The following is a 24,144-nucleotide window of genomic DNA, read 5'->3' as shown; positions in this document are numbered from 1 at the left end:
AAAACCGAAAATGGCCCATGGCACAGAGGGGAGGGGCACACTGGTTTCAGGCCGTACCGTATTCCGGGTTTTCTTATTTTTGGGGAAAGCCGCAACTGTGGAAGCCTACGCCAACGCCCTACTGATCGCCATCCCCTTCTTTATGCTCCTGATGGGGGTAGAAATGGCCTATGGCCATGTTACCGGAAAACAGAAATACAAGCTGATGGACACCGTAAGCAGCCTGAGTTCCGGCCTGACCAATGTGGTAAAGGATTCCCTGGGGCTGGTGCTGGTGCTGGTATCTTATCCGGTACTGGTAGACCACCTGGCCCTGGTACACCTGGAAGCCGGGTGGGCGGTCTGGTTGGCGGCTTTTCTGGCCATAGACTTTGCGGGGTATTGGAACCACCGCCTGAGCCACCGGGTTAATGTTTTCTGGAACCAGCATGTGATTCACCACAGCAGCGAGGAATTTAACCTGGCCTGTGCCCTGCGGCAGCCCATCTCCAACCTGGTGGGGTATTTCTCCCTGTTGTTGATTCCCGCAGCCCTTCTCGGGGTGCCGGAACAGGTGATTGCCGTCCTGGCTCCTATTCACCTTTTTGCGCAGTTCTGGTACCACACCCAGCACATTGGCAGGCTCGGATGGTTGGAGTACGTCCTGGTTACCCCTTCCCAGCACCGGGTGCACCACGCCATCAACCCGGAGTATATCGACAAGAACCTGGGGCAGATCCTCTGTATCTGGGACCGTATGTTCGGGACCTTCCAGGAAGAGCTGGATACGGTGCCACCCCAGTACGGGGTGCTGAAACCGGCGGCTACCTGGAACCCTATCCTGATCAATTTTCAGCACCTCTGGCGCCTGATGCAGGACGCCTGGAGGGCACAGCGGTGGCAGGACAAGCTGCGCATCTGGTTTATGCCCACCGGCTGGCGCCCGGCCGATGTGGTGGCCCGTTACCCCAGGGAAGGCATCACCGATGTGTATGGCTTTAAACGCTACCAGACCCCGGCCGGCCCCTGGCGCAAGGCCTATGCGGTAGTGCAGATGGCGGCAACCCTGGCGCTTTTGCTTTTTATGTTCGGGAATTTCGCGCAAATCGGCACCCAGGGCCTGCTCTGGTTCGGGGCTTTTATTTTTGTGGGCATCTTCGGGTATACCGCGCTGATGGACCGCAAACCCTATGCCATTTGGGTGGAAAGCGGCCGCGCCCTGGTAGGGTTGTGGTGGCTGCTGGCCAGCGGCGGGTGGTTTGGCCTGGAAACCTGGTGGGCCTACGGCGGTTTAGCCATGGGAGCATACCTAATCCTAACCCTGGCGGGCGGGGTCCTTTTGGGCGGACAGGACCTGAAACGCCAGCACCCAGAAATTGCTTAAAGAACTACAGATGATACGACCCTATATCCTGGCCGAGACCAACTGGAAGGCCCTGAAAGATGCCCGGATGGAGCTGGCGGTACTCCCCTGGGGCGCCACGGAAGCCCATAATTACCACCTGCCCTACGGCACGGACAATTACGAGGCGGATGCCCTGGCTGCCGGTGCTGCAGCCCACGCCTGGGAGCGGGGCGGCAAGGTGGTGGTACTGCCTACGCTGCCCTACGGGGTAAATACGGGGCAGGCCGATATCTACCTGGATATGAACCTGAACCCGAGTACCCAACTGGCCATCCTGGACGATATGGCCCATACGCTGCAGCGGCATGGTATCCGGAAATTCCTGGTGTTTAACAGCCACGGGGGCAATAATTTTAAACCCCTGTTGCGGGAGCTGGGCCTCAGGTACCCGGAAATGTTTATTTGTATGACCGAATGGTTCCGGGCCCTGGACCGTGAGGCCCTTGGGGTAGCCCCTGGCGACCACGCGGACGAGGTGGAAACCAGCCTGTTGCTGCACCTGCAGCCCGGCCTGGTGCTACCCAGGACCGAATGGGGTGAGGGCAAATCCAGGCCCTTTAAGATGAAGGCCCTGGGCGAAGGCTGGGCCTGGGCAGAGCGCCAATGGTCCAGGGCCACCCTGGATACAGGGGTAGGGGACCCCAGTGGGGCATCTGCCGAAAAAGGGCAGGAAATTACGGGGTTACTTACCAAAAAGCTAGGGGAATTTTTTCTGGAACTCTGCCGGGCGAATCCGGAGGATTTATACGAGGCCGAAGCTACTTAAGCTTGGGGATTTCCCGTCTCACCAAATCCACATAGGCCTGCATGGCTTCTTCGGGCTCCATACGGCGGGCCTGGATCAGGGCATTGGCCTTAAAGGCGTTAATCAGCGGGGTCTTGCTGCCGGGGTGGCTGAAGTTGTTGTTTGCGATCTTGTAGTACGCGTAAAGCTTGAGCAGCAGGTCTGCCGGGATCAGGTCGGTGTAGTTGTTGATTTGCTCCACCGCCGCTTCAAATTCCTTGCGCAGGGCTTCATTCTCCATCGCTGGGGTGGGGCAGGGTGGCAATGCAGGTTACGGCCCCCTTTACTTTTTGGTTCAGTTTTACGGTTGGGATGCAATCCACGGGCAGCAGCACATCTACCCGGGAACCGAATTTAATAAACCCGGAATCTTCCCCCTGCTGCACGCTGTCTCCTTTTTCGGCATAGTTCACGATACGCCGGGCCATGGCGCCGGCAATCTGCCGGAAGAGGATTTCGCCAAATTTGGGGGTGCGCACTACTACGGTGGTGCGTTCGTTTTCGGTGCTGGACTTGGGGTGCCAGGCCACCAGGTATTTCCCGGGATGGTATTTGGAGTAGGTAACCACCCCGGAGGCCGGGTAGCGGGTTACGTGTACATTAACAGGCGACATAAAGATGGAAATCTGCAGGCGCAGTCCTTTGAAGTACTCGGATTCCTCCGTTTGCTCAATGACCACCACCTTCCCGTCCACCGGAGCCAGGATCTCATCGAAACTGGGTACCACGGGGCGCTTGGGGTTGCGGAAGAATTGCAGGATCAGCACCAATACCACCAGTGCCAGAACCTGCAGGCCGATGCGCAGCCAGGGCGTGCCCACATAGTACTCTGCCCCCAGGGCCAGGGCCGCGGTGGCGAAAAACGTAATTAAAATGATGCGTTGGCCTTCCTTATGAAACATAGCGCAGGATAATTAATGTCAAATATGCAAAAGGCGCGGCAAATACCAAACTGTCCAGGCGGTCCAGCATCCCCCCGTGCCCGGGCAGGATGGCGCCGGAGTCCTTCAGGCCGGCGTTGCGCTTGAGTTTGGATTCGATCAGGTCGCCCAGGGTTCCCATCCCGGTAAGCACCACGGCCAGGGCCAGCCAGTGCGGGACCCGCAGCACAGGGGTGCAATACCCGAGCGCCACTGCAGCCCCCAGGGTAAAGAGGAAGCCTCCCACAGTACCCTCTACCGTTTTCTTGGGTGATACGGATGGGAAAAGTTTGTTGCGCCCCAGGGTTTTTCCAACCAGGTAAGCGAAGGAATCGTTTACCCAAATCATGACAAAGACCCCCATGATCAGGAATTTTGCAAAACTCTGGTCCTGGTAGGGGATCATGGTCAGGAATATACACCCGCCCCCCAGGTAAAACAGCCCGATAATGAATTTCTGTACTTCCGTAAAGGCACGCGCTCCGGGGTTAAACAGGCGCGCGATCAGTACCAGATCTACCATCAGGGTGAGCACCAGCAGCAAATGGATGAGCAGCTGGCTGCGGTTCAGGTATATGAAAACCCACCAAAGGGCCAGGTAGGCGATAAAAATATAATAACCCTTCAGGCGGACCAGTCGTTTGTATTCATACAGACAGGCCAGCCCAAAAACCATAAAGAGAAAATCGAAGGCATCCGAACTCAGGAAGACTGCGGATAGTAGGATCAGCACGTATAGGCCACCGGTAATCAGGCGTCGGAAGACTTCTTTCATGGCTACAGGTCTTCCAGCAGGATCAGGTATAGGTGTTTGGAACTGCTCCCGTAGGTAAGGAAGTCCTGCGCATTCTCATCCGTGGGTTCGAAGTGCTTCAGGGTAGTGATGTTGGTGGGGATACGGTCCCGGTACTGTTTCTTGATCGCTTTGAGCCCTTCGCCAATGGATTCCACCAGCTGGCTGGTGGTGGCAAAGACAATCACATTTTCGGGAATTTCGTGCAGTTTTTTCTCCAGCAACTGGTGGGAGGAAACCAGGATGGAGCCATCCTGGGCCACCAGGTGTTCACAGGTGGTGAAAAATACCTCACTCTCGCCAGCCCGAGCCGTAAATTGGATACCCTCTCCCTTGAACCGGCCCTCCAGGTTGGCATTCATGCAGAAAAAGGGCATGGCCTCCCAGTGGTTTTCGGTTACGATGTCCTTCAGGGCAGCCGAAGCTTCCTCGAAGGTATCGCAATACAGGAATTTCCCGCCGTTTTTCTTGAAGTGGATGGTAAACTTTTCGTCCACGGGCAGCTTCAGGTCCGGCATATGCTTGCCGCGGGTTTGCACCGTGTCCCGGGAGGGTTTTTTCTTTCCTCCCCCGAAAAGTTTGTCCAGTATGCCCATAATCGGGTTTTGGGTTTACACCACCGGTTTATTTTTCCTCTACGGCGGTTTCGGTTTCTTCCGTCTGGGACCCCTTGTCGCCTTTCGCACCGTCATTTGACTTCTCCTCCGGGGTAATGGCCCGTTCCTGTCCCAGGCGGTCAAAATTGTCCTCGAAGGGCCGCTGGCCGAAAATGCGTTCCAGATCCTCCTTAAAGATAACTTCTTTTTCGAGTAGCAGTTCCGCCAGCTCGCTAAGCTTGTCTTTGTTGTCCTGCAACACCTCTATAGCGCGGACATATTGCTCCTCGATGATACGGGAAATTTCGTGATCGATTTTCTGGGCGGTCTCCTCGCTGTACGGTTTGGTAAAACCGTATTCGTTCTGCCCGCTGGAATCGTAATAGGTCACGTTCCCGATCTCGTCATTCAGGCCGTAGATGGTTACCATAGCCCGGGCCTGTTTGGTCACCTTTTCCAGGTCGCTCAGGGCCCCTGTGGAAATCTTGTCGAAGATCACTTTTTCGGCTGCCCGCCCCCCAAGGGTGGCGCACATTTCGTCCTTCATCTGTTCCGGGCGTACCAGCAGCCGCTCTTCCGGCAGGTACCAGGCCGCACCCAGGGACTGGCCGCGGGGCACAATGGTCACCTTCACCAGGGGGGCGGCATGTTCCAGCATCCAGCTCACGGTGGCGTGGCCGGCCTCGTGGTAGGCAATGGTGCGTTTTTCTTCCGGGGTAATGATCTTGTTTTTCTTCTCCAGGCCACCCACAATACGGTCTACTGCATCCAGGAAATCCTGTTTGGTCACGGCCTTTTTCTCTTTCCGGGCCGCAATCAGGGCCGCCTCGTTACACACATTGGCAATATCCGCCCCGGAGAAGCCAGGGGTCTGGCGGGCCAGGAAATCCAGGTCCAGGGTCTCGGCCGTCTTAATAGGCCGCAGGTGCACCTCAAAGATCTCTTTTCGTTCGCGGATGTCCGGCAAGTCCACATAGATCTGGCGGTCAAAGCGCCCGGCCCGCATCAGGGCCTTGTCCAGCACATCTGCCCGGTTAGTGGCCGCCAGCACAATCACGTTGGTGTTGGTGCCAAAACCATCCATTTCGGTCAGCAGCTGGTTCAGGGTGTTTTCCCGCTCGTCGTTGGAACCGGTAAAGTTATTCTTGCCCCGGGCCCGGCCGATGGCGTCGATTTCGTCGATAAAAATAATGGAGGGTGCCTTGTCTTTAGCCTGCTTAAACAGGTCGCGAACCCGGGAGGCGCCAACCCCTACAAACATTTCCACAAAATCCGAGCCGGATAGGGAAAAGAAGGGGACCTTGGCTTCCCCGGCCACGGCTTTGGCCAGCAGGGTTTTCCCCGTACCGGGAGGCCCTACCAGAAGGGCGCCCTTTGGGATTTTACCCCCAAGGGAGGTATACTTGTCCGGGTTTTTCAGGAATTCCACTATTTCCTCCACCTCTTCCTTGGCGCCTTCCAGGCCGGCCACATCCTTAAAGGAGGTGCGGGTGTCCGTTTTCTCGTCAAAGAGTTTGGCCTTGGATTTGCCGATGTTGAAGATCTGCCCCCCGGCACCGCCCCCGGCCCCGCCGGACATGCGTCGCATCAGGTAGATCCAGATCCCGATAATCAGCACAAAGGGGAGAATGGTGAAGAGCAATTCCATAAACACGTTCGATTCCGTGGTGTAATCCACCACCGTGTCCAGGTTGTTCTCCTGTTTAATTTTCTTGATGTCGTTCTCGAAATTCTGCAGGTCCCCGTAATCCAGGATATAATGGGGAGCCGTGGCCGAGGTCAGCGAAAAGGGCTGTTGGGCCACATCCTTGTGCACATCCTTGGCCAGGGCCTCATCGGTCAGGAAAACCTTGGCCTGCCGCGTGTTGGTGATGATCAGAATTTTTTCGATATCGCCATTGCGCAGGAATTCCTGCAGTTCGGAAGTGGTGGTTTTACGGGAAGGCGAAAGCGTATCGCTCCCGAAAAACTGGAACCCGATCAGGAAAACAATGATCAGGCCATATATCCACCAGGAACTGAACCTTGGCTTTTTTTGGGGGGTTTTGTTATCGTTTGACATGGTGTATTTTAATTATAACTGCTTTCGACCATGGTGACCTTGGCATCGCCCCAAAGGCCCTCAATGTCGTAGTACTCCCGGGTGTGTTTCTGGAAGACGTGAACCACTACGTTCACATAGTCGATCAGTACCCATTCGGAATTGTCCGTACCCTCCACATGCCAGGGCTTGTCCTGGAGGGTTTTACTGACCGTCTTTTGTATGGAATTGACGATGGCGTTAACGTGGGTGTTGGAAGTACCGCTGCAAATCACAAAGTAGTCGCAAACCGTATTGTCTATAGCCCTTAAGTCCAGCAAGTTGATGTCTAATCCTTTGACTTCTTCTATCCCTTGTAAAATGGTGGCAATCAGTTCATCTGCGCTAGCTTTCCTTTTCTGCATCCAAAAGATTTAGTTTATACAAAGTTACCATTTTTTTGTTTTTTTAGGCAGTACCTTTAATATTCCCTTTATCACCGGAAATGCGCCCGCTCTCACTGATCAAAATAAGTGCCACGGATTCCACCAATGCCCATTTAAAACGGCTGTTGGCCGAAGGGCCGGTTATAAACGGCACCCTGCTCTGGGCGGAGCTGCAGACAGCCGGCCGCGGGCAGCGGGGGGCAACCTGGGTATCTGAGGCAGGTAAAAACCTAACCTTCAGCCTGTTGAAATCGGGTTTAAATTGGGATGCCCAGGCGCATTTTCAATTGAATATGGCGGTTTCCCTGGGCATCTGCCAGGCCCTGGAAGCCTTTGGAATCCCGCAACTTTCCATCAAATGGCCAAACGACATCTTGTCAGGCCGTCATAAGATTTGTGGCATCCTGATCGAAAACCTGCTCCAGGGCGGCCGCATCACTACCACGGTAATCGGGGTTGGCTTAAACGTAAACCAAACCGAATTTGAGGCCCTGCCCAGGGCCGGGTCCCTACTGCTGGCCACCGGCAGGACCTTCGATCGGGAACCCCTGTTACGGGCCGTCGTGGCCGGGATCGAGCAGGAAATAGCGGCCCTGGGGGTACGGCGTACGGAAACCCTGGAGAAACGATACCGGGAACGCCTGTTCGGGCTGGGCAAATCCCACCGCTACCGATTACCCGGAGGCAAAGCTTTTCGTGGCGTTATTCAAGGGGTAACCCAGGACGGATTACTACAATTGCAGGACGCGGGTGGGGATTTGCAAATTTTTGGCCCGAAGGAAGTGGAAATGCTCTATTGAAAAGGGCTAGACCTGGGAAAGCTTCTGGCTCAGGGTCCCGATAAAGTTGGTAATGGGCCCTTTGATCATCATGGCCATCATGGGGTTAAAATCCCCGGCAAAACTCAGGCGTACTTCACTGGCCTGGGGGCCAGCCTCCTGTATGTCTGCCGTTAGGGAGAAAGGCAGTTTATCGCTGGCCGCCCCCAGTACAATCTGGGACTCCGGCTGCTGGGTCTTGCGCTTCAGGACAATTTCGGGCATGCCCTTCAGGGCAAAGCGGAAGGTATCCTCATCCAGCACCTCAAAGGTCTGGATGTTCTCCGGCATCAGCTGTTCAAAATTTTTGAGGTCGCTTAAAAAGGCATAAACCTCTTTTCGGGATTTTTCGATCCGGGCGGTTGGGGCTTCAAGGTGCATATCAGGGGTTCCAGTCTTGGGGATTGGCACGCCATTCCCGCAGGGTTTCCAGTTGGGCCTCTCGTACGTATCCGGTTTCGGAGGCCAGTTCGATCAGATGGTTGTAATTGCTCAGGGTGTGAACCTGCAGTTCCCGCTCCAGGAATCGGGATTCTGCCAGGGGGAAACCGTAGGAAAAGATACCGAGCATGCCCTTAACTTTCAACCCGAAGGCTTCCAGGGCGTCTATGGCATTCAGGCTGCTTTTTCCGGTACTGATCAGATCTTCAATTACCACTGCCGTTTGCCCGGGTTCTGCATGCCCTTCAATCTGGTTTTGCCGGCCATGGGATTTGGGTTCCGGCCGCACATAGGCAAAGGGGAGCCCCAGCTTTTCAGCTACCAGCATCCCGATGCCGATGGCTCCGGTGGCCACGCCCACAATCAGGTCCGGCTTGCCGTAGAGCTCTTCTACCTGGTAGGCGAGCTGCTCGCGGATGTAGTTTCGGATCTGGGGGTAGGACAGTACAATCCGGTTATCGCAATAAATAGGAGATTTCCAACCGGAAGCCCAGGTAAAGGGATTTTCTGGTTTTAATTTTATTGCATTTATTTGTAGCAGAAGCTCCGCCGTTTTACGGGCTGTTTCATCGTTTAAAACCATGCCGTAAATGTATAAAGTTTTTGTGAATGAGCGTCCGCTGATTTTAACGGATAAAATCATGGACGCCGGCGAAGGTGAATACTTCAAGATGAACGGCAAGGCGGTGAAATCCGCGGTAGATGCCCTCTTTAAAAAGAAATTGGAGCGGGCCTATATCTACCACCCCAACCTGGAGGAAATCCTCAATAAGTTTACCGCCGAAATCCCTATGATAGTCGCTGCGGGAGGGGTGGTAACCAACGCCAGCGGGAAGGTGCTCTTTATCTACCGCAACGACAAATGGGACCTCCCTAAAGGAGTTTGCAAGAAAAAGGAAAAGCTGGAGGACTGCGCCTTGCGCGAGGTAGAGGAAGAAACCGGGGTGCAGGGCCTTGAAATCGAAAATTTCCTCCGTACCACCTACCACGTACTGAAGCGGGGCGGGAAATACCGCCTTAAAGAGGTGCACTGGTACGCCATGCGCACCACCTACGACGGCCCCCTGAAAGGCCAGAAGAGTGAAGGCATTGAAAAGGTAAAGTGGAAGGGCCCCAAAAAAATCCAGGCCGCCCTGGAGCAGTCTTACATCAACATCCGCATCCTCTTTGAACCGCCTGCCCTTTAGGGCTTACTCCAGGCGGTATACCGGGTAACGGTTATGCGCCGGCTCGTAGTGCGGGCTGTGCATATAGATCCAGTTCAACTGAGCCCCGGCACTGCCTGCAAAGGCCGCATCTGAAGCCTTCCGGGCCTCAAAAGCCTTGCGCAGGGTGCTGTCCGCTGCCAGGAGGGATGCCGCTTCATCCTCAAACACATAAGGCGAATACCCCTCCTTCCGCTGCAGTATGGGGTCGAAGAAATTCCAGTTGAAAAAGGAATCCACCCCCTGGGGCTCCAGGGTTTCCAGCAGGTACCTGAGCCCGGGTTGTGCCGTGGGGATATACAGGTCGCCTTCCCGAAAGGCCACCTCCAGGGTGTCCGGGGATACCGCCGTCGCGTAATGGGGATAATGGCCTTCGTAGGGCCGGTTATAGGTTTGGTAATTAGCAATCCGATAGGCGGTAACCTGCATAACGGTATCGGCCTCCAGGGTGCTGTACTGGATGTGGTTCCAATCCAATCGTTCCCGGATCCCTTCCCACTGCAGGGGCATCAGGTAGGCCCTGGGGATACGAACCGAATCCGTGGCCCGGAAATTATTGTAATAGGCAAGGACGGTATCTACAGGCTGCTCCCGGTCGTACTGCAGCCGCTCCTGCCCGGTAACCCTGCTGGGTATCCATCGCGCTTTGTAACCTTTAAAGGGGAGTTCCTGATAATGCAGGCTGTCTACGGCCCAGGCCAGGGGGTAATAGGCAGCCCCTTCCCAGTAGGCTGCCGAGGCTTCCCGGAGTTTGGACAGGCGGGGCCCGTGTTCGGCCATCAGCTGCAACGTGGTTTCCAGCACGGCATAAGTCCCCTCCACACGGGTGGAATAGGGTTTCAGCATGTGGGTTTCCAGCATCATTCCGGGCACGTTCCACAGGGTGGTATACCCGGTGGAGTAACGGGGGGAATCCATGAACTGGGAAAACCCCGATTCCGGAGGGCGGTTAAAGACATTTACATAGGGGGTGATATCCCAGTCCCGCTCCTTCAGGGCTGCTTCCAGGGCCGGACGCAATACTTCTTCCTGATAGGCCCCCAGTGGCCCGCCCAGCTTTTGGTATTGCGTAAAAAGGTGGGTAAGGGCATAGGTGTAATCCGCCCCGTTACTCACGTGGGTATCCAGGAAAAAATCCGGTTGCACCATGTGAAAGATCTCCGCAAAGCTCCGGGCATTGTGCGTATCCATCTTGATGAAATCCCGGTTCAGGTCATAGTTGCGGGCATTGCCCCGGAAGCCATATTGCTCCGGGCCATTCTGGTTGGCGCGGGTGGCGCTGTTGCGCTGCAGGGCTCCGCCTACATTATAGACCGGGACCATGGCTACCACTATATTTTCCGGGGCCTCCAGGGCGCCAGTTGCCAGGTCCCGCATCAGCATCATACTGGCGTCAATCCCGTCCGGTTCCCCGGGGTGGATGCCGTTTAGTACCAGCAAGACGGTCTTTTCCGGCCCGAGCCGCTGAAAATTGAAGTTGCCTTCGGGATTAAAGGTGACCAGGTGCAGCGGGTGCTGGCTGTCCGTCATTCCCAGGGTCTGGAGGTTCACCTGGGGGAATTCCCGTGCCAGGTGGATATAAAAATCCAGTACTTCCTGGTAGGTGGCACTGGTATTCCCGTTGCCGGTTTCGAAGGGGGTGGGATATTCTTCTTTCTCGCTTTCGACCCGTTGTTCACAACTGGTAAGCAAGAGGGCTGTCAGCAGCAGTAAGCCGGGTAACCATTTCATAGCGTACGCCTTGCGGATTTTTCGCAAAGGTACCTAAAAAACTGAAGGTCAGGCCGCGCTTACGATGGCGATAAGGTCGTCTTTGCGGATGGGTTTATTCTTGTATTCCAGGCGGTGGTGGGTTATGGCCCGGAAGGTTTCCCAACGCCCGTAATCGGAAGGGTCTATGGACGAAGTAATGATGGTAATGTCCATGGGCATCGGAATGGGAAGGCCAATAAAGGCTTCCAGGAATTGCCACCCGTCCATAATGGGCATATTGATATCCAGCAGAATATGCCGCGGAAGGGGTATCCCCTGGTCCAGGGCCGCCTGCATGTAATCCAGGGCATGCCGGCCATTTTCGAAGGCGATTAAAGAGGTTTCGGGCAGTGCATTCTGCAGCATCTTTCGGATGCCGAAGACCACAATGGGGTCGTCATCAATCACGCAAATGGAATCAATGGGGGTCATTGAAGAATATTTTAAAGGTGGTTCCCTGATCGACCTCACTGCACGTCAGGATGCTGGCCTGCATGGCCTCGATCTGGTTTTTGGTGATATAAAGCCCGATACCGCGGGCATCCGGGTGGTTGTGGAAGGTTTTGTACATCCCAAACAGCTTGTCGCCGTACTTGTCAAGGTCAATGCCCAGGCCATTGTCTTCCACACACAGGACCGTCCGGTTGTTGGTTTTCTCCATATACAGGCGAATCACCGGCAGCCGGTCCGGATGGCGATAGCGTACGGCATTGGTAATCAGGCTGGAAATTATATTTTCCATGTAGGAAGGTACGGCCTGGACCATGGTGGCTTTGGGGATTTCATTTACCACTTTGGCCAGGTTGGCGCCCAGGTAGGCCGCCAGGTTGTTTTCGGCTTCTTCGGCCATATGGTGGAGGTCCACCCGGCTGGTTTGGATATTGGTGTTGGTATTGATGGCTACCACCTCGTTAAGGTTTTCCAGGGTTTCCATCAGGTTGTTGGAGGCCTTGGTGAGCATCCCGACAATGCGCTGGGCTTCGTGCGGATCTTCTTCCACCCCAAGCAGTTCCAGCAGCATGGAGAAATTAGCGGAATGCGACCGCAGGTTATGGGAAACGATGTGGGTGAAGTTGATCAGTTTTTTGTTCTGCTGGGAGGTTACGTTGATCAGCTCCCTCAATTCTTCCTGTTTCTGTTTCAGGTCGGTAATATCCAGGCTAATGCCCATTAGGCCGTAAATCTGGTTTTCCGCATCAAAAAGCGGGATTTTGGAGGAAAGGAAATGCGTGGTGGAACCATCATGAAGTTCTAAGAGGGTTTCCTTCCCTATAATAGACTTGCCGTTGCTCATCACATACAGGTCTTCGTCCCGGGAGATCTGGGCCATCTTTTTGGGCAAGAGGTCAAAGTCCGTTTTGCCCAGCAATTCGGAGGGGTCGGACACCCCCAGGTATTCACATTCGGACTTGTTCACCAGGGTTTTACGGGATTCCAGGTCCTTGATATAGAGGTTCAGGGGCAGGTTGTCCACCACGGTCCGCAACAGCTTTTCGCTTTCGATGATCCGCTGCTCAAACTGGGTGGTATGGGTTACATCCTGAAAAGTGCCTACCAAACCAATGTATTTGCCGTTTTGGTAGAGGGGTTTTCCGGAAGCGATGACCCAGATTTCACGACCGTTTGCGGTCACCAGTTGCAGTTTCTCGCTCCAGGGCTGCCCGGTTTCTATGGACCGGTATACCACCATGGAAATGGTATTGCGGGAATAACCCTCTTTGTAAAATTCTATAGCGCTTTCCAGGTCCGGTTGGAATTCCAGGGGTACCTCGTGGATTTCCTTGGTCATGTTGCACCAATGCAGCTGGTCTTTCACCACATCGTATTCCCAGCTGCCAATCCGGGCCAGTTCAGATTGGGCCCGCATAAGGATTTCGGTCTTTTCGTGCCGGATTTCGCTTTTGATGCGCCCCGTTACGTCGGTAATCTGTATGAGGACTCCAATCACGTTTTCCTGTTCGTCGTACCAGGGGTTATTTTCGTACTCGAACCATTTTTCTTCCCGGTTCGGGCTAACCACGCGTTCTACTCCTTTTTGACCGGAAATTCCTTTCAGGCAATTCTCCAGGATTTCGTGCCAGTGTTCCGGCGCCTGGGGTATCAGCTCCCAGATCCCCCGGCCGATGACTCCATCCTTTTGCAGCATCAGGGCCTCGATCCAGGAATCGGAGGCATATACCACTTCCAGCCTGTCGTTCAAAAAAGCTGTCGGGTTGGGCAGCTGTTTGATCAGGTAATTCTGGATATCGTGATTTAGCCTTTTGAGCACCTATAAGATATTTCCTACTAAAGTATGTAGTTCACCTACAATAGATGAAGGAATGTTGTGAATGCCCTTCTGGCTGTTGTGAGGGGTGGGATTGACGCGGTGCGAAGCCCTGAAGGGGGCTGGGTTATGATTTGGAAACCCTGACGGTATCCGGGACCAGCCCGGTGAAATCCCCCCCGTTTCGGATCACGTCCCGCACAATGGAGGAACTGATGTAAGACTTGCCGGAAGCGGTGAGCAAAAAGACCGTTTCGATCTCGGAAAGTTTCCGGTTGGTATGGGCAATGGCCTTTTCAAATTCAAAATCACCGGGGTTGCGCAGGCCCCTGAGGATAAAACCGGCTTCCACCTTTTTGCAGAAATCCACGGTGAGGCCGGTGTAGCTCATTACCCGGATGCGGGGTTCCCCGGCAAAGGCCTCGGAGATAAACCGAATACGTTCTTCCAGGCTAAACATATACCGCTTTTCCGCATTCTCCCCAATGGCAATCACCAGTTCATCAAACAGGGAGAGGCCCCGCTGGATGATGTCATAATGCCCCAGGGTAATAGGGTCGAAGGATCCGGGAAAGATGGCGCGTTTCATGTTTAGTCATTAACCGGGACTAAGGTACTTATTTTTTACCCAAGGCTTCCTCAATGGCGCTGCCGAAAAGCTCGGGCAGCGGAATGCCGGCGGCTGCAGCCTGTTGCGGCAGCAGGCTGGCTTCGGTCAGCCCCGGGGTGGTGTTCACTTCCAACAGGTGGGGAATACCGTCCACCAGGATAAATTCGCTCCGGCTGTACCCCTGAAGGCCCAGGGTTTCGTATATGTGCGCGGCCAGTTTGCGGACGGCCTCGGTCTCGTGCTCCGGGATCGGGGCCGGGGTGATTTCCCGGGATTTGCCCTCGTACTTGGCCTCGTAGTCGAAAAATTCGTTGTCCGGGCAGATTTCGGTAATGGGCAGCACCTGTATTTTCCCCCGGTACCGGATGACCCCCACGGAAACTTCCCGCCCCTGCAGGGCCTGTTCAATGAGGACCTGATTGTCTTCCTTGAAGGCGACCTCGAGGGCCGCATCTAATTCTTCGGCCTTTTTGACCAGGCTCACCCCGAAACTGCTGCCGGAGCGGTTGGCTTTTACAAAACAGGGCAGCCCTACTCGTTCCAGAATGGTGCCGGCGTGTATGGGTTGTCCCTTATCGAGGTGGTAGGAGCGGGCACAGGGCACCTGGTGTACTTTCAGCACACTCAGCAAATCCCTTTTGTTGAAGGTGAGGGCCGAGGCGTAGAAATCGCAGCCGGTGAGCGGCAGGCCGATCAATTCAAAATAGGCCTGCAGCAGCCCATCTTCGCCGGGGGTGCCGTGAATGGCGTTAAAGACGCAGTCAAACCGCAGGATGCCCTCGGGCAGGTCTACGGTAAAATCGTGACGGTTCACCGGGTGCAGCTGCCCATCTTCAGTTTTCAATTCCCAGGCTTCCGGCCTGATGACAACCGGATAGGCCCGGTAGGCTTCTGGATCCAGCCATTTACAGACCACTGCCCCGCTTTTCAGGGAGATGTTGTATTCGCTGGAATACCCGCCCATAATGACGGCAATATTTTTCGGAGTTCCCATAGCAGGATACTGGTAATTTGGCTTTTCGACCCAGCCAAAGTAATTAAAAAGCGGCGGGTTTTCTATATTTGTAAGGTAATTCGGTGCCCATGCGAAACTTCCTGAATTTCTTGCGATCCAAAACCTTCCTGATCCAGCTGGGGCTGGCGCTGGCGGCCACCATCCTCTTGGTATGGTTCGCCCTGCAGTGGCTCAAAAGCTCTACCCGGCACGGGGAGTTTGTGGAGGTGCCCGAACTGGCCCGGCTGTCCGTACCGGAAATGCGGGAGGTCATCGAAGAGGCCGGCCTGCGGTACGAGGTGGTCGATTCTGCCAACTACGACCCGGAATACCCGCGTTTTTCCATTAAGGACCAGGACCCTCCGGCCGGTTCCCGCGTTAAGGAGAACCGTAAAATCTACGTTACGGTTAACCCCTCCGGTTATAAAAAGGTAACCGTTCCGGATATCATCCAGGTAACCCAGCGCAATGCCGAATCCATGCTGCGGGCCGTGGGCCTGGAGGTGGATAAAGTGAGTTATATAGACGAACTGGGCAAGGATATGGTGTACCGCATCCGCCACCAGGGTAAATATGTTAACCCAGGGGATAAATTGCCGAAAACCTCCCGCATAGAATTGATTTGCGGGAATGGTACCATCCCGGATCAGGCCCGGGTAAAAGCGGAATCCAACTAGCATGGCGGCATTTGACGCGGAACCCGAAGAATCCGACTCCGAAGAACTTTTTGAGCATTACAGCTTTACCGCCGGCGGGGGGCAGGACCCTTTGCGGGTGGATAAATTCCTGATGAACCTGATCCGCAATGCCACGCGTAACAAGATCCAGCAGGCGGCCAAGGCAGGCAATATCCGGGTAAACGAGCAGACGGTTAAACAGAACTACCGGGTTAAGGCCGGAGATACGGTCCGGGTCCTGTTTGAACACCCGCCATACGAGTACCTGCTCACCCCGGAACCCATCCCCCTGGATATTATTTACGAGGACGCCTCTCTTTTAGTGGTCAACAAAGCGGCCGGGATGGTGGTGCACCCGGGCCACGGCAACTACTCCGGGACCCTGGTCAATGCCCTGGCCCACCACCTTGGGGATATGCCCATGAATTCCAGTAACCGTCCCGGATTGGTTCACCGTATCGATAAGGATACCTCCGGGCTGCTGGTCATTGCCAAGACCGACCATGCCATGGCTCACCTGGCCCAGCAATTTTTCGACAAAACCACCCAACGCGAATACGTGGCCCTGGTCTGGGGCAATGTGGCAGACGATGCCGGGCGGATTGAAGGCCACATTGGCCGTAACCCCAAGAACCGCCTGCAGATGCAGGTCTTCCCTGAGGCCGATCAGGGCAAGGAGGCCGTAACCCATTACGAGGTGCTGGAGCGCCTGGGGTATGTGACCCTGGTCCGTTGCCGCCTGGAAACGGGCCGTACCCACCAAATCCGGGTACACATGAAATATATCGGACATACCCTGTTTAACGATGCCCGTTACGGGGGCGACCGCATCCTGAAGGGTACCACCTTTACCAAATACAAGCAGTTTGTGGAAAATGCCTTCCAACTGCTGCCCCGGCAGGCCCTGCATGCAAGGACCCTGGGCTTTGTGCATCCGGAAAGCGGGGAGCATTTGTTTTTTGAGGCGCCCATCCCGCAAGACATGGCTGCCTGTATCGAAAAATGGCGGGGCTATGCCCGTCACCTTTCCGCAGAATAGGGGCGCTCAATAGAACCATAAGGAACTCTTTTCGACCCCGCTGGGCAGAACCCCGGGAGCGTTGTATTTTTGAAAGGCAAAAACTCAGGAGATGAAGATTGTGATTTCCCCGGCCAAGTCGCTGGATTTTGAACGTACCCTTCCCACTACGGAATATTCCCAACCGGAATTTCTGGAAGCTGCCCAGAAGCTCAACCAGGTGCTGGCCCGCAAGAAGCCCAAGGCCCTGTCTGAGTTGATGGATATTTCTACGGACCTGGCGGAACTCAACTGGAAACGCAACCAGGAATTTTCACTGCCATTCGGGCCGGAAAATGCCCGTCCTGCCGTTTTTGCCTTTAATGGCGATGTTTATCAGGGATTGGATGCCTATTCCCTGGATGCCAAACATTTTGACCGCATGCAGGAGCAGTTGCGAATCCTTTCGGGGCTTTATGGCCTGCTGCGCCCGCTGGATTTGATACAGCCGTACCGCCTGGAAATGGGAACCTCTCTCAAAGTGGGTCGGAAGGCCAACCTGTATGCCTTCTGGAAAGAAACGCTTACCAAAAAACTGAATTCGGAAATGGAGGCGGGGGAGATGCTGGTGAACCTGGCCAGCAAGGAGTATTTCTCCGCCCTGGATGCCAAAAAACTAAAGGCGGAGGTCATTACGCCGGTTTTCAAGGACTGGAGCAAGGACAAACTTCGGGTGATTAGTTTTTACGCCAAAAAAGCGCGGGGCGCCATGGTGCGGTATATTATTGAATCCGGTGCTGCCAGTGCAGAAGACCTGAAGGGCTTTGATGCGGATGGCTATCAGTTTAGCCCGGAACATACCCTTAAGGCAAACGAACCTGTTTTCATTCGGTAACGGCGGGGGTCAGGATTTACCCTTTACGCCTACCTTTTCCTCTATCGGTGTCCGCTTGCGGATTTTCCTGGGGCGCCTTGCCCCGTAACTCTTGTTTGCGATTTTGCCGCGTTTGGTCTTTTTATCTCCTTTTCCCATATCTCGTAACATTAGATCCTTTAAGATACGAAATAGGCATGACTTCCCAATAAAGGGGAAGGGCGGACAGGGGATTGCAGATTCGGTCGCTATATTCGAAGCGGGGCTTTGGGGTGGTTTCCCCTTGGGCAAAGGACTGCAATTTATATGCGGGTTGGATCGGTAATTTGAACCCGGGGCTTTGGGGTGGTTTCCCCTTGTAGACCTGTAGACTAACTGCTTGGGTTTTGCAGGGTCAAACTGTATTTTTCACCGGGGCTTTGGGGCATTTCCCCTTTCCCGGGGCCGGCAATCATGAAAAACCCTTTCACGTTCCGTACTTATTTTGGTCAGGGGGGTGGGGGAGTCCGCCCCGCCCTGTCCCCACTAAAATGCCACAAAGGCCAAACCCCTGAAGTATGAAGCTCCAGGACGAATTTCCGGCCTGGTCCGAATCCTGTATTTTTACGGGCAGTATCCTTTCACATGTTTCTCCACCGCCACCCGTATCCCCCCTTCCTTTTTGACACCGCGACCAAGTGGATTGTAGGTACGTTGCCCCCGCCGCGATTTACCACCGGACATTTACGGCCCGGGGATGTGGATTTCTGTTACGGCAGCCGGGACGGGCAGCTCTGGCCCATCCTGGACCGCATCTTTCAGCTGGGCCTTACCTATGAAACCACCCCGGAGGCGGTGGCCGAACGCCAGGCTTTCCTGCGGCGCCGGGGTATTGGGATTTGCGATATTGTGGCAGAGGCCCAACGGCAGCGCATCGATGCCTCGGACCTGGGGATGCAGCACATCCGACTGCGCGACCTGCTGGGGCTCCTTTCGCAGTATCCCAGGGTAGAAACCTTACTGTTTACCGGGGGCAACAGCAAAAATGGCCCGGAATACCTCTTCCGGAAGCTGTTGAAGCAGGCCGGCTTAACCCTGCAACCGGTTACCGTCCAGGTGCCCCGCATCAATACGGTGGAACTCCCCGGGGGGCGGCAGTTGCGCACCGTATCCCTGACGGCGCCTTCGGGTTCGGCCAACCGTGCTGTGGGCAGCCTTGCGGAGTACAAGGCGCGTAAGGCCAATGACCCTGCATATACCGTCTTGGATTTTCGCGTGGAGCAGTACCGCCGGTTTTTTTAGCCGTTTTTGTTGATTTTCTACCAGGTGAGGCCTATTTTGTTAAAAGAGCCTTCCCAAAAGTTTTGGCTTTTCCGGGATAGGCGTAATTTGCATGGGCCGGGCTGCTGCAATTTGCCGTACCCCGGGGTAACAGTCAACAACGCATACTATGAGTCAGGTGGAACGCCTCAAGGAATTCAAGCGCTCGGTGCGCAATAAGTTCAATGTTTACAACAGCCTTTTCCTTAACCTTCCCTATACGGAAGGGGAAAACGTAGGGATTTATATCCCCTTGCTCTTCCAGCAATGCCATAAGGGGCTGGAAGAGGGTAAAAACCCCACGGAAATCCTGGACGGATTTTTCCGGGATTTTACCAAAGCCACTACGGAACGGGAACAGATCGACCTGATGTTCCACATCATACAGTTTGTAGAGCGGCAGGTGGTGCTTTACGACAGTGTGGAGGATGCGGCTTTTCCCAAGCTGCACGAACACACGGATTCCCTTTCGATCCGGGATTATTTCCAGCTGGCCAAGAAAAACAAACGCTGGGACAAGGTGGCCAGAAAGCTGGACACCTTCAGTGCCCGGATTGTACTTACGGCCCACCCCACCCAGTTTTATACCCCTGCGGTACTGGATATCATTACCGAATTACGCACCCTGATCCTGGAAAACAAAATCGACGAGATCGATGTAACCCTGCAGCAGCTGGGGCTCACCTCCCTGATCAACCGCAAGAAACCCACCCCCCTGGACGAGGCTAAAAATATCATCTATACCCTCCGCCATGTGTATTACCAGGCGGTGGGGGAACTCTACCAGTACATCAAAACCAGTATTGGGAACGACCAGTACAACAACCCGGACATCATCAAGCTGGGCTTCTGGCCCGGGGGCGACCGGGACGGGAACCCCTACGTCCGGGCAGATATCACCCGCGATGTGGCGGACGAACTGCGCACCACCCTGATGAAGTGCTATTACAACGACCTGAAGGAATTGGCCAAACGCATCTCCTTCCGAGGGGTGCAGGAAGCCCTGCAGGAATTGCGAAGCAAGGTGTATGTGGCCATGTTCGACAAGGAAAAGAACCTGCCGTATTCGGAAATCATGGCACCCCTGCTGGAAGTTAGGGCTACCCTGGTGGACACCTATTACGGGTTGTTCGTGAAGGAGCTGGATCACTTTATTGACAAGGTGCGGCTGTTCCGCACCCATTTTGCCACCCTGGACATCCGCCAGGACCACCGGGTACATAAGCGGGTGGTGGAAGCCGTATTGCTGAAACACGGGAAAATCCGGGAAAACCTGGACGAACTTTCGGAGGCCGCCCTGATCCGCCTGCTGGTGGAGGAACGCCTGCCCGTCACTGCCTCGGATTTTGACGACCCGCTGGTACAGGACACCCTTCAGAATATTACCCAGTTGCCGGATATACAGGCCAAAAACGGCGAGGCGGGTTGCAACCGGTACATTATCAGCAACTCGGAAGACATCTTCTCCGTGTTGTTTGTTTACGGGCTGTTCCGCTGGTGTGGCTGGCAGGATGGGGCCATTTCCTTCGACATCGTCCCCCTGTTCGAAACCATGAACGGGATGCAGGAGTCCGAAGCTATTATGAATACCCTTTTTGATTTGCCGCAATACCGCGCCCATGTGCAGCAGCGGCGCGATATACAGACCATCATGCTCGGCTTTTCAGACGGCACCAAGGACGGAGGCTACCTGAAGGCCAACTGGTCCATCTTTAAAACCAAGGAAACCCTGTCGAAAACCTGCCGCAAACACAAAATCAAGGCGATCTTTTTTGATGGTCGTGGGGGGCCGCCCGCAAGGGGTGGCGGGAAAACGCACCGGTTCTATGCCGCCCAGACCAAGGCGATAGCCAACCACGAGATCCAGCTTACGGTACAGGGGCAGACCATTACCAGCACCTTTGGGACGCCGGAGCAGTTCATCCACAACAGTGAACAATTGCTTACGGCCGGGTTGTCCAATACCATCTTTGGCCGGGAGAATATCATTACCCCTGCCCAGCGCGACCTGATCGAAACCCTTTCGGACCTGAGTTTTGACAAATACGACGCCCTGAAGCAACACGAGAAGTTTATCCCGTACCTGGAGCACCGCAGTACGCTTAAGTACTACCAGAAGGCTAATATCGGCAGCCGCCCGGGGAAACGGGGCAACAAGGCCAAACTGGAACTCTCCGACTTGCGGGCTATTTCCTTTGTGGGGTCCTGGAGCCAGCTCAAGCAGAATGTGCCGGGGTATTTCGGGATCGGGACGGCCCTGAAGGCGCTCAAGGAACAGGGCCGGTTGTCGGACCTGAAGAAACTCTATAAGGAAGTGCCCTTTTTCCAGGCCCTGATGCGCAACAGTATGATGTCTCTGACCAAGTGCTATTTTGAACTGACCCGCTATATGAACGACGACCCGGAATTCAGCGAATTCTGGAACATCCTTTATGAGGAGTATCAGCTCTCCAAGCGGATGCTGCTGCAGATTTCCAGTTCCAAGGTGCTGATGGAAGGGGAGACCGTCTCCCGTGAATCCGTTAAGATCCGGGAAGATATCGTCCTGCCGTTGCTGGTGATTCAGCAATGCGCCCTGCAGCGGATTGGTCAGGACAGTTCCTTCAAGGAGCTCTACGAAAAGATCGTGACCCGTTCCCTGTACGGCAACATCAACGCCAGCCGGAATTCCGCCTGATCCCTAGGGGGCAAGCGGGGTAGTCAGGATGGCGTCCAGGGCCTTCAGGCCATAGGCAATCTGGCCCAGTTTCAGGTTTTCGTCCGGGCTGTGCTGGTTGTTGTCCGGGTTTACCAGGGGGAGTAAAAATGCCGGGATATCCAGGGCGTTTACAAAAGGCGCGATCGGCACCGTGCCCCCGGCAATGCGGATCTGCACCACGTCTTCCCCGAAGGTGCTTCCAAGCAGATCTACCACATGCTTACCAAAGGGGTGGTCCAGGGGGGTGCGGAAGGGCTCGGTAACTTCGCTCTCCTCTACCCGTACCCAGCGCTTATCCTGCATCCGCATTTCGGCATCGGGTTCTTTGTCGGTAAGGGTATAGCCCAAAGATTCAATATGGGATTTGATCAGGCCTTTGAGCCGGTGCCCGTCCGATTCCGGTACCAGGCGCAGGTCCAGTTCGGCCGTAGCCGTTGCCGGAACAATAGTGCGGGCCTGGTCTCCCGTCCACCCGGATGAGAGCCCGCGGATGTTCAGGGAGGGGTACTGCAGGGCTTCCTGGTAAAAGGCGCCCACCTGTTCCGGCCGTCCCACCAGCAGGTCGCCATTGATGCGGCCGGCGTCGTCCGGCACGGATTTCAGGATATTCTTTTCATCCGGTGTCAGGGAGATGCCGTCGTAGTAACCTGCAATCCGTACCCGTCCTTCGGTATCTTTCATGCTGGCCAGGATTTGGGTCAGTTGTTGCCCCGGGTTGGGGGCGTAGTTGCCGTAATGCCCGCTGTGTTGGGGCCGGATAGGGCCATAAGTAGTCAGGCGCAGGGTAGTAATGCCCCGGCAGCCGTATACCAGGGTGGGTTTCCCGCTGTAGTGGGTGGGGCCGTCGGCAATCAGCAGGTAATCCGCTTCCAGCAATTCCCGGTAATCCACCACGGCCTGGGGCAGGGGTCGGCTGCTGCGTTCTTCCTGCCCGTCCAGGATTACTTTCAGGTTATAGGCCAGTTCCTTGCCTTCTTTCCGGAGCAGGTCAATAGTGTTCAGCAGCATCACAATGGGCCCTTTGTCGTCCGAGGTAGATCGCCCAAAGAGCCTCCAGTCGTAAGGAATGTCTTCGGAGAGGTCCGAAAAAGGATGCGTTTCCCATTGCCCGTCTTCCCCCGGGGCTTTTAAAACCACTTTATAGGGGTCCGGTTGCGACCAGCGGGCGGGGTCTACAGACTGCCCGTCAAAGTGCATGTACATGAGCAGGGTGGGCTTCCCTTCCACCATGGGCAGGGCCGCAAAAAACAGGGATTCCTCCGAGGTAGGCAAGATGGAGGTGTTAAACCCGCGGGCCGTAAACTTATCGGTTAGCCAGGTGAGGTTCCGGTTGATGTCTGCATGGTTCAGGGCATCGTTGGGGATAGCCACAAAGGAGACGAGTTCGTCAATACTGTGGCGTACCTGGGCCTTCAGGGTGGCATCTTCCTGCGACCAGGTTGTAGCAGTGGAAAGCAGGGCTGTAACCAGCAGGCTTAGAAGGCTAAAACTTCTCATAGATTCGGTTTTGGGTTCGGCGTCTCAAGTTACCCTATTTTCAGGGGCTAGGCAATACGGGATGGCTTATTTCCGGACGCGGCGGTAAACGGCCAGCGCAAGCCGTCGCAGTAAAAGGATCCAGGGGAAGCCGTGCAGCACGGTGTCGAAATAATCGATAGGTTCCATCCCGCGGCCCCCTCCGGCCAGCCACCGCAGTTTGCCCAGCAGGTGGGGTTCCGGGAAATATGGGGCCATCCCCAGGGTGAGGCAGAGGACCATCAGGATGCGCCAGTCTTCCAGCCAGGCTTTCATGGGCGTATGTTTTCGATAAAGTTGCGGATACCGCCCAGGCCTTCCCGTTCCAGCAGGCGGATAAAGGCGGACCCGATAATGGCCCCTTTGGCCGTGCGGGTGGCTTTTTGGAAACTCTGGGCATCCGAAATCCCGAAGCCCACCACCTGAGGGTGCTTGAGTTCCATAGCATGGATGCGGTCAAAATAGGCATCCTGACCCTGGCCGAACTGGTCCTGGACCCCGGTGGTGCTGGCAGAGCTCACCATGTAGATAAAGCTATCCGAAGCCGCATCGATCTGCCGGATGCGCGCCTCCCCGGTTTGGGGGCTGATCAGAAAAACCATGCTTAGGCCGTAGGGGGCCATCAGGTGCTGGTAGTCCCGCTGGTAGATCTCCAGGGGCAGGTCTGGCAGGATAAGCCCGTCTATCCCCACTTCCTTGCATTTGCGGCAGAAGGCCTCTACCCCGTATTGCAGCACGGGGTTAAAATACCCCATCAGGATCAGGGGGAGGTCTACGGTTTTGCGGACATCTTTCAGCTGTTCAAAAAGGAGTTCCGTATGCATGCCGTTACGCAGGGCCCGGGTGGAGCTTTCCTGAATGGTGGGGCCATCGGCCAGGGGGTCGCTAAATGGCAGCCCGATTTCCACCATATCGGCCCCGGCCGCCTGTAATTCCTCCAAAATGGGTACGGTGTCCTCCAGGTTGGGGAAGCCGGCAGTGTAATAGATGGAGAGCAGTTTCCCGGGTTTTTCCAGGGCCTGGTGTATGCGGTTTTGGGATTGGGTTTCAGCCAT

26 protein-coding genes are annotated in these 24,144 nt (G+C 55.2%); 9 read left to right on the top strand and 17 right to left on the bottom strand.

What is annotated here, in order from left to right; all coding sequences use genetic code 11:
- Nucleotides 1-97 precede the first annotated feature (97 nt).
- On the top strand, nucleotides 98-1,363 hold the full coding sequence (locus OZ410_RS00370; RefSeq protein ID WP_277705923.1) for a sterol desaturase family protein: 1,266 nt from the start codon (nucleotides 98-100) through the stop codon (nucleotides 1,361-1,363).
- 10 nt (nucleotides 1,364-1,373) lie between these two features.
- Nucleotides 1,374-2,150: a creatininase family protein gene (locus OZ410_RS00365; RefSeq protein WP_277705922.1), complete on the top strand. Its 777-nt coding sequence runs from the start codon at nucleotides 1,374-1,376 to the stop codon at nucleotides 2,148-2,150.
- Here the strand turns inward: OZ410_RS00365 and OZ410_RS00360 are convergent.
- The 6 genes from OZ410_RS00360 to rsfS are packed head-to-tail and all read right to left on the bottom strand — an operon-like array spanning nucleotide 2,143 to nucleotide 6,922.
- Nucleotides 2,143-2,409 carry an acyl-CoA-binding protein gene (locus OZ410_RS00360; protein WP_277705921.1) on the bottom strand — a complete coding sequence of 89 codons (267 nt, stop codon included), beginning with the start codon at nucleotides 2,407-2,409 and terminating at the stop codon, nucleotides 2,143-2,145. The two genes, OZ410_RS00365 and OZ410_RS00360, sit on opposite strands and share 8 nt — an antisense overlap.
- Entirely contained in the window at nucleotides 2,399-3,070 is a 672-nt protein-coding gene (locus tag OZ410_RS00355) for a phosphatidylserine decarboxylase family protein (protein ID WP_277705920.1), read from the bottom strand. The genes OZ410_RS00360 and OZ410_RS00355 overlap by 11 nt, the downstream gene beginning before the upstream one ends.
- Nucleotides 3,060-3,863, bottom strand: a complete 804-nt coding sequence (locus tag OZ410_RS00350) for a phosphatidate cytidylyltransferase (RefSeq protein WP_277705919.1) — start codon at nucleotides 3,861-3,863, stop codon at nucleotides 3,060-3,062. Before OZ410_RS00350 ends, OZ410_RS00355 begins: the two co-directional genes overlap by 11 nt.
- Nucleotides 3,864-3,865: 2 nt before the next feature.
- Nucleotides 3,866-4,477, bottom strand: coding sequence for an LUD domain-containing protein (locus OZ410_RS00345; RefSeq protein ID WP_277705918.1), 612 nt, complete (start codon nucleotides 4,475-4,477; stop codon nucleotides 3,866-3,868).
- Nucleotides 4,478-4,505: 28 nt separating this feature from the next.
- Nucleotides 4,506-6,539 carry an ATP-dependent zinc metalloprotease FtsH gene (gene ftsH / locus OZ410_RS00340; RefSeq protein WP_277705917.1) on the bottom strand — a complete coding sequence of 678 codons (2,034 nt, stop codon included), beginning with the start codon at nucleotides 6,537-6,539 and terminating at the stop codon, nucleotides 4,506-4,508.
- Between the two features lie 8 nt (nucleotides 6,540-6,547).
- A complete protein-coding gene (rsfS, locus tag OZ410_RS00335) occupies nucleotides 6,548-6,922 on the bottom strand; it encodes a ribosome silencing factor (protein ID WP_277705916.1) in 375 nt (124 codons plus the stop codon).
- An 80-nt stretch (nucleotides 6,923-7,002) separates the two neighbouring features.
- Between rsfS and OZ410_RS00330 the strand changes: the two genes are divergently transcribed.
- Entirely contained in the window at nucleotides 7,003-7,743 is a 741-nt protein-coding gene (locus OZ410_RS00330) for a biotin--[acetyl-CoA-carboxylase] ligase (protein ID WP_277705915.1), read from the top strand.
- 6 nt (nucleotides 7,744-7,749) lie between these two features.
- Here the strand turns inward: OZ410_RS00330 and OZ410_RS00325 are convergent, their stop codons facing one another.
- Both OZ410_RS00325 and pyrE read right to left on the bottom strand, forming a co-directional pair.
- The gene (locus tag OZ410_RS00325) at nucleotides 7,750-8,142 is read right to left on the bottom strand and encodes an SRPBCC family protein (protein ID WP_277705914.1); all 393 of its coding nucleotides are present in this window, start codon (nucleotides 8,140-8,142) and stop codon (nucleotides 7,750-7,752) included.
- A gap of 1 nt (nucleotide 8,143) precedes the next feature.
- Nucleotides 8,144-8,785, bottom strand: a complete 642-nt coding sequence (gene pyrE / locus OZ410_RS00320; protein WP_277705913.1) for an orotate phosphoribosyltransferase — start codon at nucleotides 8,783-8,785, stop codon at nucleotides 8,144-8,146.
- A gap of 7 nt (nucleotides 8,786-8,792) precedes the next feature.
- On the opposite strand from pyrE, the gene OZ410_RS00315 reads away from it, so the two are divergent.
- Nucleotides 8,793-9,389, top strand: a complete 597-nt coding sequence (locus OZ410_RS00315; RefSeq protein WP_277705912.1) for an NUDIX hydrolase — start codon at nucleotides 8,793-8,795, stop codon at nucleotides 9,387-9,389.
- A 3-nt stretch (nucleotides 9,390-9,392) separates the two neighbouring features.
- On the opposite strand, the gene OZ410_RS00310 is transcribed toward OZ410_RS00315, so the two are convergent.
- The 5 genes from OZ410_RS00310 to OZ410_RS00290 all read right to left on the bottom strand — a co-directional run bounded on the left by OZ410_RS00310 (nucleotide 9,393) and on the right by OZ410_RS00290 (nucleotide 15,029).
- Nucleotides 9,393-11,138, bottom strand: a complete 1,746-nt coding sequence (locus tag OZ410_RS00310) for a M14 family metallopeptidase (RefSeq protein WP_277705911.1) — start codon at nucleotides 11,136-11,138, stop codon at nucleotides 9,393-9,395.
- A gap of 48 nt (nucleotides 11,139-11,186) precedes the next feature.
- Nucleotides 11,187-11,591: a response regulator gene (locus OZ410_RS00305; protein ID WP_277705910.1), complete on the bottom strand. Its 405-nt coding sequence runs from the start codon at nucleotides 11,589-11,591 to the stop codon at nucleotides 11,187-11,189.
- Complete coding sequence (locus OZ410_RS00300; protein WP_277705909.1) at nucleotides 11,578-13,428, bottom strand: PAS domain-containing sensor histidine kinase; 1,851 nt, start codon at nucleotides 13,426-13,428, stop codon at nucleotides 11,578-11,580. Before OZ410_RS00300 ends, OZ410_RS00305 begins: the two co-directional genes overlap by 14 nt.
- A gap of 124 nt (nucleotides 13,429-13,552) precedes the next feature.
- Entirely contained in the window at nucleotides 13,553-14,014 is a 462-nt protein-coding gene (gene coaD / locus OZ410_RS00295) for a pantetheine-phosphate adenylyltransferase (protein WP_277705908.1), read from the bottom strand.
- A gap of 28 nt (nucleotides 14,015-14,042) precedes the next feature.
- Nucleotides 14,043-15,029 (bottom strand): D-alanine--D-alanine ligase, encoded by a 987-nt coding sequence (locus OZ410_RS00290; protein ID WP_277705907.1) that lies wholly within the window; start codon nucleotides 15,027-15,029, stop codon nucleotides 14,043-14,045.
- Between the two features lie 89 nt (nucleotides 15,030-15,118).
- Between OZ410_RS00290 and OZ410_RS00285 the strand changes: the two genes are divergently transcribed.
- The 3 genes from OZ410_RS00285 to yaaA all read left to right on the top strand — a co-directional run bounded on the left by OZ410_RS00285 (nucleotide 15,119) and on the right by yaaA (nucleotide 17,598).
- Nucleotides 15,119-15,706, top strand: a complete 588-nt coding sequence (locus OZ410_RS00285) for a PASTA domain-containing protein (protein ID WP_277705906.1) — start codon at nucleotides 15,119-15,121, stop codon at nucleotides 15,704-15,706.
- A 1-nt stretch (nucleotide 15,707) separates the two neighbouring features.
- Nucleotides 15,708-16,745 carry an RluA family pseudouridine synthase gene (locus tag OZ410_RS00280; protein ID WP_277705905.1) on the top strand — a complete coding sequence of 346 codons (1,038 nt, stop codon included), beginning with the start codon at nucleotides 15,708-15,710 and terminating at the stop codon, nucleotides 16,743-16,745.
- 91 nt (nucleotides 16,746-16,836) lie between these two features.
- The gene (yaaA, locus tag OZ410_RS00275) at nucleotides 16,837-17,598 is read left to right on the top strand and encodes a peroxide stress protein YaaA (protein WP_277705904.1); all 762 of its coding nucleotides are present in this window, start codon (nucleotides 16,837-16,839) and stop codon (nucleotides 17,596-17,598) included.
- A gap of 9 nt (nucleotides 17,599-17,607) precedes the next feature.
- Here the strand turns inward: yaaA and OZ410_RS00270 are convergent, their stop codons facing one another.
- Nucleotides 17,608-17,736: a 30S ribosomal protein THX gene (locus tag OZ410_RS00270; protein ID WP_277705903.1), complete on the bottom strand. Its 129-nt coding sequence runs from the start codon at nucleotides 17,734-17,736 to the stop codon at nucleotides 17,608-17,610.
- A 465-nt stretch (nucleotides 17,737-18,201) separates the two neighbouring features.
- Between OZ410_RS00270 and OZ410_RS00265 the strand changes: the two genes are divergently transcribed.
- Both OZ410_RS00265 and OZ410_RS00260 read left to right on the top strand, forming a co-directional pair.
- Nucleotides 18,202-18,858: a uracil-DNA glycosylase family protein gene (locus tag OZ410_RS00265; protein ID WP_277705902.1), complete on the top strand. Its 657-nt coding sequence runs from the start codon at nucleotides 18,202-18,204 to the stop codon at nucleotides 18,856-18,858.
- A 148-nt stretch (nucleotides 18,859-19,006) separates the two neighbouring features.
- On the top strand, nucleotides 19,007-21,553 hold the full coding sequence (locus OZ410_RS00260) for a phosphoenolpyruvate carboxylase (protein ID WP_277705901.1): 2,547 nt from the start codon (nucleotides 19,007-19,009) through the stop codon (nucleotides 21,551-21,553).
- 3 nt (nucleotides 21,554-21,556) lie between these two features.
- On the opposite strand, the gene OZ410_RS00255 is transcribed toward OZ410_RS00260, so the two are convergent.
- From OZ410_RS00255 to trpA, 3 genes are all read right to left on the bottom strand, one after another.
- Entirely contained in the window at nucleotides 21,557-23,071 is a 1,515-nt protein-coding gene (locus tag OZ410_RS00255) for a M20/M25/M40 family metallo-hydrolase (protein WP_277705900.1), read from the bottom strand.
- Between the two features lie 66 nt (nucleotides 23,072-23,137).
- Nucleotides 23,138-23,365, bottom strand: a complete 228-nt coding sequence (locus tag OZ410_RS00250) for a hypothetical protein (RefSeq protein WP_277705899.1) — start codon at nucleotides 23,363-23,365, stop codon at nucleotides 23,138-23,140.
- Entirely contained in the window at nucleotides 23,362-24,144 is a 783-nt protein-coding gene (trpA, locus tag OZ410_RS00245) for a tryptophan synthase subunit alpha (protein WP_277705898.1), read from the bottom strand. Before trpA ends, OZ410_RS00250 begins: the two co-directional genes overlap by 4 nt.

It is taken from the genome of Robiginitalea aestuariiviva (assembly GCF_029537735.1).
GTDB lineage: Bacteria > Bacteroidota > Bacteroidia > Flavobacteriales > Flavobacteriaceae > Robiginitalea > Robiginitalea aestuariiviva.
The sequence above is the reverse complement of the archived record's forward strand: the minus strand, read 5'-3'. Positions and strand labels throughout refer to the sequence as shown.